This window comes from Thalassobellus citreus (assembly GCF_044385915.1).
Lineage (GTDB): Bacteria > Bacteroidota > Bacteroidia > Flavobacteriales > Flavobacteriaceae > Thalassobellus > Thalassobellus citreus.
In genome coordinates, this window is record NZ_JBISCC010000097.1 from 1 (window position 1) to 7570 (window position 7570).

3 protein-coding genes are annotated in these 7570 nt (G+C 32.8%); all 3 read left to right on the forward strand.

Annotated elements, in window-relative coordinates; genetic code table 11:
• Positions 1 to 687 (forward strand): T9SS type A sorting domain-containing protein (locus ACH5TX_RS01060; protein ID WP_439337704.1); only part of this gene is annotated, 687 nt, incomplete at its 5' end.
• Between the two features lie 248 nt (positions 688 to 935).
• Positions 936 to 7028 (forward strand): RemA C-terminal-like gliding motility protein, encoded by a 6093-nt coding sequence (locus ACH5TX_RS01065; RefSeq protein ID WP_439337705.1) that lies wholly within the window; start codon positions 936 to 938, stop codon positions 7026 to 7028.
• 245 nt (positions 7029 to 7273) lie between these two features.
• Positions 7274 to 7570: hypothetical protein (locus ACH5TX_RS01070; protein ID WP_439337706.1), on the forward strand; the 297-nt coding region annotated here is incomplete at its 3' end.

A 7570-nucleotide genomic window follows, 5' to 3' on the forward strand; every position in this document is an offset into this window, starting at 1 on the left:
GATGGTTGTACTGCTGATTTAGTACTGAACTTAACGGTTACGCCGAAACCTGCTGATATTGTTACCAATGCTACAATCTGTTCTGGGGAAACCTATACATGGACTGCTGGTAACGGGAATGACTATACCACAAACCAATCGGGTGTTAGAGTTACTAACGATGGTTGTACTGCTGATTTAGTACTGAACTTAACGGTAAAAGAACTTAACATATATTATCTAGATAATGATGGTGATGGATATGGATCAACTATAAGTGCTATGCTATGTGACTTGACTACACCTTTAGGTTATTCTAATAACAATACTGATTGTAATGACTCTGATGCTAACATAAACCCTGGAAAAACAGAGATTCCTGGCAACGGTATAGATGATGATTGCAATCCTGCAACTCTAGATGGTACTTTAGAAATTGACAAATTTAGTTTGGCCAATATAGTAATATCGCCAAATCCTTTTAATGATATTATAAATATTAAACTACCATTAAGTTTCAATAATAGTGAACTTAATATCAAAATATTTGATATGAATGGAAGACTAGTTCTTGACAGGAATCACACTAGTATTAATAATTATATTAATATTAACGATTTAGATAAATTAGAACAAGCACCATACTTATTTAAAATTATTGATCTAAAAACCGGAGCTACGGCTCGCAAAAGATTAATAAAACACTAATCAACTTAACACAACTTAAAAGACTGAATTTCACGTATTTGAAATTCAGCCTTTTTTATCTAAAAAAGACCAATACCTATAAATTAAAAACCTACAAAAAAAATAAAACCACATATTCACAAATAACTCAAAACCAATACAATACAAATAAAAAAATGCATTTCATCGATTTTTTTTGCATTTCATAGAGTTTTGATTTACATTTGTCGTTTAAATAATTAGTCCCAAGCTAAAGAATTTAACCTCTCATGAAAAAAATTGCTATTCTACTAAATTTTAGTGTACTTTTTTTAAGTACACTACTCTCTACAAACGGATTCTCACAAACAACAATTAATTTTGAAGACTTCGAATCTGGATCGTTTCCATATACATTATGGAATGATGGAGGGAATGATTGTTCAGAGAACACAAGTTCAACATTATCAGGTTCCGACTGTGCTTTATTAAGAGATAATTCTGGAGGAAATTCTTCTATGTATACTAATAATATAGACCTGACCTCCTATACTTCTGTTGATATAACTTTTGACTATAGAACAAGTAATTTTAGTGGGAGTGAAGATTTTTTTATAGAATTTTCTAATGATGGTGGTTCAAGTTGGAATGCAACCCCAATTATTAATTATGTTGTTGGAACCAATTTCAATAACAATACAACATATAATAATGTTCTTGTTAGTGTTACCAATGGTGGCACATATACATTTACAAGTAATTCTCGTTTTAGATTTAGGTGTGATGCAAGTAGTAATTTTGATAATTTATTTATAGACGAAATCTTAATCAAAGGTTATGCTGCTGCTCTTGCTCCAGAAATAAATATAACAGGCTTAGGGAACTCTATTGGAGATGGAGATACATCTCCGTCAACAATTGATGACACAGATTTTGGAAGTCAAGATATTACGGTTGGTTCAAACTCAAACACATTTACTATACAAAATACAGGAACTTCCCCCCTTAATTTAACTGATATTAGCCCGTATATTGTAATAACAGGTGATACTAGTGATTTTACACTATCAGTAGTACCTGTTGATATCCCTACAACACCAATAGGTGCTTCTGGAAGTACAACATTTACAATAACTTTTAACCCTACTACCACCGGTTTACGAACAGCACAAGTATCTATTGCAAACAATGATGATGATGAGGGAACTTATACTTTTGATATTCAAGGCACAGGAGTTATAGCAACATTCTCTGAAGTTATAGTATCCGTAAATTGGCCTTTATATTCATCAGAAAATACAGTAGATATATACAATCCAAGCGGTACACTAGTTGGCTCAATTACAGATCCAACAGGATCGGGAAATAGTACCTATTCAACGTCTTTAAACTTAGGATGTTTAGAAGATTTAAATAACTACTATTTTATAATGTACGATACAGCTAATGATGGTTGGGATGGTACAGATAATATTACAATTACTGTTGGTGGCACAACTGTAATTAATCAAAATGGTAATACGGCAACCTCTGGTGGAACAACTACTAATTTTAATGTTTCAGGGAATTCTTGTGCACCAGCATCAGAAATAGACATACAAGGAAATGGAATTTCTATCTCTGATGGAGACTCAACACCTTCATTAACTGATGATACAGATTTTGGGAATCAAGATATTACAATAGGTTCAAACACAAATACGTTTACTATATATAATACAGGAACTGGATCTTTAAATTTAACTGGTGGACCTTTAGTAGCTATTGGAGGTACAAACTCTGGCGACTTTTCTGTTACTAGTACGCCAGAGTCAACAGTTTCAGGAGGAGGAAATACAACATTTATAATAACATTTAACCCAAGTGCCACAGGATTAAGAACAGCGACTGTAACTATAGCAAATGACGATTCTGATGAAAACCCATATACCTTTAACATTCAAGGAACAGGTACAACTACAACTCAAGAAATTAATATTCAAGGAAACAGTACAGATATTGCTACTGGAGACACAACACCATCAATTACAGACGATACAAATTTTGGAAGTGTACTAGAATCAGGTGGAACTAATGTAAACATTTTTACTATCCAAAACTTAGGAACAAGTAGTAGTTTAAATTTAACTGGAGTTTCTCCTTATGCTATAATTTCAGGTACTCATGCTAGTGATTTTACAGTGACTACAATACCTTCGTCTACAATAGGAGCAAGTAGCAGCACAACCTTTGCTATAACATTTGACCCTAGCGCTTTAGGATTAAGAACAGCAACGGTTACTATAACCAATAACGATAGTAACGAAAGTTCGTATACATTTAACATACAAGGTACTGGAGTTAATGTTACAGGTCCTGGTGGTATTGACACAAACCTAGAATTATGGTTAAAAGGTAATGCTGGTTTAAGCTATACTACAGGCCAACCTGTTACAACATGGCAAGATCAAACCAGTAATGGACATGATGCATCTGCCCCTGTAGTAGGTGTAGAACCAACCTACAGAGATGATCCTGCTTATAATATTAACTTTAACCCTGTAGTTGATTTTAATAACAATTCTTCTGCGTTCTCTTTAGATAGTGATTTTTCTTTTGATGACACCACAACAGAATTTTTACAAGGTTCAGGTGGTTATTATTCACAAGATGTATTTGTTGTTTTAATACCAAATGTAACAGTAAATGATTCCTTTGGAAGTATGGATGTCTTTTGTGGTGATGAAAACCTTGCAAATAATGAAACTGATGCTACTGGTATTGGTTTAGGAGCTTATTCAATTAGATTTTCTGGTGAAATTATTTCTTATGCACACGGAACTACAAGTAGTGGAAATGGTTATGGTGTTGCAGAAACTGGTACTGGAAATACTTATAGTAATGCAGGTATTATTAATGCTAGAAATAATAGTGGAACTACACAACAAGAACTATACTATAATGCAACAGATATAGAAACAACACAAAATGATGTACCTGACTTTGCTAATGTTAACAACTCTCGATATTGGATTGGAAGAAGTGAAGGCTGGGAAGCTACTACCGATGCACGAATTGCTGAAATAATTACATACTCTTCTCGTAAAAGTGATGCAGACTTAACTCAAGAACGTAATAGAATACAATCTTACTTAGCTATAAAATACGGAATTACTCTAGGTTTAAACGGTACGTCTCAAGATTATGTTGATAGTAATGGAAATATAATTTGGGATCAATCTGCAAATAGTGGCTACAATTATAACATAGCTGGTATCGGTCTTGATTATTCTTCTGAATTAAACCAAAAGCAATCTAGCAGTATTAATAATGCTAATGACGGTTCAGGTCCTACGGAAGGTATTTTAACTATTGGTTTATCTGATATTTACACAACCAACAATAATAATATTTCAAATAACCCAACATCTTTAAATGACAAAGAGTTTTTAGTTTGGGGAGATAATGGTGTTGATTTAAATTTAGCTGCTGCAGTTGTATCTGTAGACATGAGTGCAGGTATTAGTGGTTTATCAACACCAGTAACTTTTACTGCAATGCAACGTGTTTGGAAAGTAGTAGAAAATGGTGGTGACATTCCTTCTTGTAAAGTAAGAATACCACAAAATGCTATTAGAAATATTAACCCTCCAGGAAGTTACTTAATGTTTATCTCAGATACTGGGGTTTTCGATCCAACAGCAGACTATAGAGTAATGACTCCAGATGGCAGTGGAAACCTAGAAGCTAATTATGATTTTGATGGTACAAAATATATCACCTTTGGATATGCTCCGCAAGTTATTGTTGAGCGCTCTGTATATTTTGATGGTGTAGCTGATTATATTGATATTGATGACACTTTTGATTTAAACACTACTGAATTCACTATCTCTTCTTGGATAAAACGAGATGCAGGTACTATAAATGCTTCAATCATATCAAAAAGAGATGCTGCCAATACTGAAGGATATGATTTAAGAATAAATGGTTCAGGAAGGCTAGAATTTACATTAAATGGTGGAGCAGCAACTATAACATCATCTGTGGACATTCCTGAAAACGAATGGCATCAAGTAGCTGTAATTTATAATAGTGGTACAGCAACATTATATATAGACGGAGTGCCAGATACAACAACAATAGCGACTTCTTTACCTGTACCAGTTGCTACTACACAATCATTCCTAATTGCTGCAGCTGATGGATATGATCCAAATACTACCGATTATTTCGCAGGAAACATTGATGAAGTAAGAGTATGGAACGTAGCACTATCTCAAGATCAATTGAGATATATTATGAATCAAGAAATCATGGAAATCATTGATGTTAGCGGAACATTAACTCCAACACTAATTCGAGGAAATATTCTTCCAATAGGAATTACTAAAAATGAAATAAACTCAATACCATGGTCAGATTTAGCTGGGTACTACCCCATGTCTGTCTACACTTATACAAATACCAATGATCATTCAGGAAATAATAAACAAGGTGCTTTAAGAAACTTAAATACAGTAGATAATCAAACAGCTCCATTGCCTTATGAATCGCAAGCAGCAGGTTCATGGGATACTGATGCAACTTGGTTAAATAATACCGTACAGACATTACCAAATGCCTTTTCTATTATTGATGGTACTACACCAATTGATTGGAATATTGTTGAAATAAATCATGACATTTACCTAGGAGCAACTCCTACTGCTGTTCGATCAAGAGATTGTTCTGTCGAAGGGTTAATAATAAATAGTGGAGATTTACAAGTTAATGGAGATACTACATCTAATACAGGTGTTGGGTTAACAGTAACACATTACCTTAAACTTGATGGCTCTATAGATCTTGAAGGAGAGTCACAACTTATCCAAACAACGGGAAGTGACTTAGATCCTACAAGTAATGGATCTTTAGAAAGAGATCAACAAGGAACGGCAGATACATACACTTATAACTATTGGTCTTCGCCTGTTGGTCAAATGAATAACACAACCAATAATAATAGTTTTAATGTAACCGACGTTTTTAACAATTTAAGTTTTCTAACATCAGGTTATAACGGAACTCCTTCTCCTCTAGCTATCGCTGATTATTGGATTTGGAAATTTAACAACTTACCTAGTGATGATTATGCTTCTTGGCAACATGTAAGAAGCACAGGATCCCTTTTAGTAGGTGAAGGGTTTACTATGAAAGGACCTGGGTCAGGTTCAATTTCTACGCCTGAAAACTATGTACTATTAGGAAAACCTAATAATGGTGATGTAAATTTACCTATTAGTGCTGGAAATGATTATCTAGTAGGTAACCCATACCCTTCAGCTATTGATGCTAATCAGTTTATTTTAGATAACGGTTCAACAATTGATGGAGCAGGTTCTACTACTGGAACTTTATATTTCTGGGAACACTGGGGAGGCAACTCTCATGTACTAGCTGCTTATCAAGGTGGGTATGCTACATACTCCTTAGCAGGAGGTGTACCAGCTGCGGCAATGGGTACAAATGACCCTGATGTTGGAACTGGTGGGACACCTACAAAAACACCTGGTCGCTATATTCCTGTTGCGCAAGGATTCTTTGTTACCGCAGAAGCTACAGGAACAATTCAATTTAATAATGGCCAACGTGTATTTGAAGCTGAAGGTTCTGCAAACTCTGTATTTGCTAAATCTACAGATAGTAAAACATCTAAGTCTACTGCTAATATTCAAGGTCTAGATCTAAGAAGTAAATTACGATTAGGATTTAATTCTGTTAACTCTATACGTAGACAACTTTTAATGACAGTAGATGAAGTTACAACTAAAGGTTTTGATTGGGGGTATGATGCACCATATAATGACAGTCAAGTAGATGACATGTATTGGATGATTGATAATAACAAGTACACCATACAAGGAATAGATTCTATTAACGAACAAACAATATTACCATTAGGTATACATACAAAAAATGATGGTGTAAATAGCATTACTATTGATAAACTAGATAATATTCCTAATAATTTAAATATTTATGTTCATGACAAAGAATTAGAAATCTATCATAATTTAAAAGAAAGCAATTATGATATTTTCTTAAACAGTGGTGAATATTTAGATCGCTTTGAAATTACATTTAGTAACGCATCATCTTTAAATACAAATGATTTTGAAAAATCTAATATTGAAGTATCCTTTTCAAATGAGAAAAGAAGTATTATTATTCAGAATCCTAATTCAAAAGATATTGAATATATAAACCTACATAATATACTTGGTCAGTCAATATATAACATTGACGCAAATACAAATGAAAGCTATATCGAACATAAAACACATTATATTAAAACTGGTGTTTATATAATTAAGTTAAAAACTTCAGAAGGAATATTTTCAAAAAAAGTATTAATTAAATAGTTAAATATATTTAAATCAATAAAAGTCCTGAAGGAGTTTTAGGACTTTTATATTTTAAAATGTTTTTTAAACTTCCTCTTTATCATTTATAATACTCTAAAACACAACTATTAAGTCTTTTTCCTTTTAATAGTAAGACAAAACCGTAAACTTAAAACTATTGTATAAAGATTTCTTTTTTTTCTTTTTCTTTCAATTAAAATCTTTATTTTGATAACGTAATATTTAACCAACCTTATTCCAATATGAAAAGATTATTACCCTTCTTAATTATTTTATTAAGTACATCAATTAGTTTCTCTCAAAGTCAAGATGAACAAAAAGCAGAAAAGTATTTATCCATTAAAAAAGAACTTACTTTTACTTTTAAAGTTAATAACCGTTCTGAATTGGATGCCTACACCAAAGACTTATCTATTGTTAATTTCGATGCTAAAACAAAAACTGTTACAGCATGGGCTAACGAAAATCAGTTTAGAGTGTTTCAATCTAAAAACATTTCTTTTAAAGTTCCTACAAGCGAAAATGAAGTAGATCCTAAT

Excerpts from the sequence above, each read along its gene's own strand:
- ACH5TX_RS01065 (WP_439337705.1), top strand. The coding sequence starts at position 936 with ATGAAAAAAATTGCTATTCTACTAAATTTTAGTGTACTTTTTTTAAGT.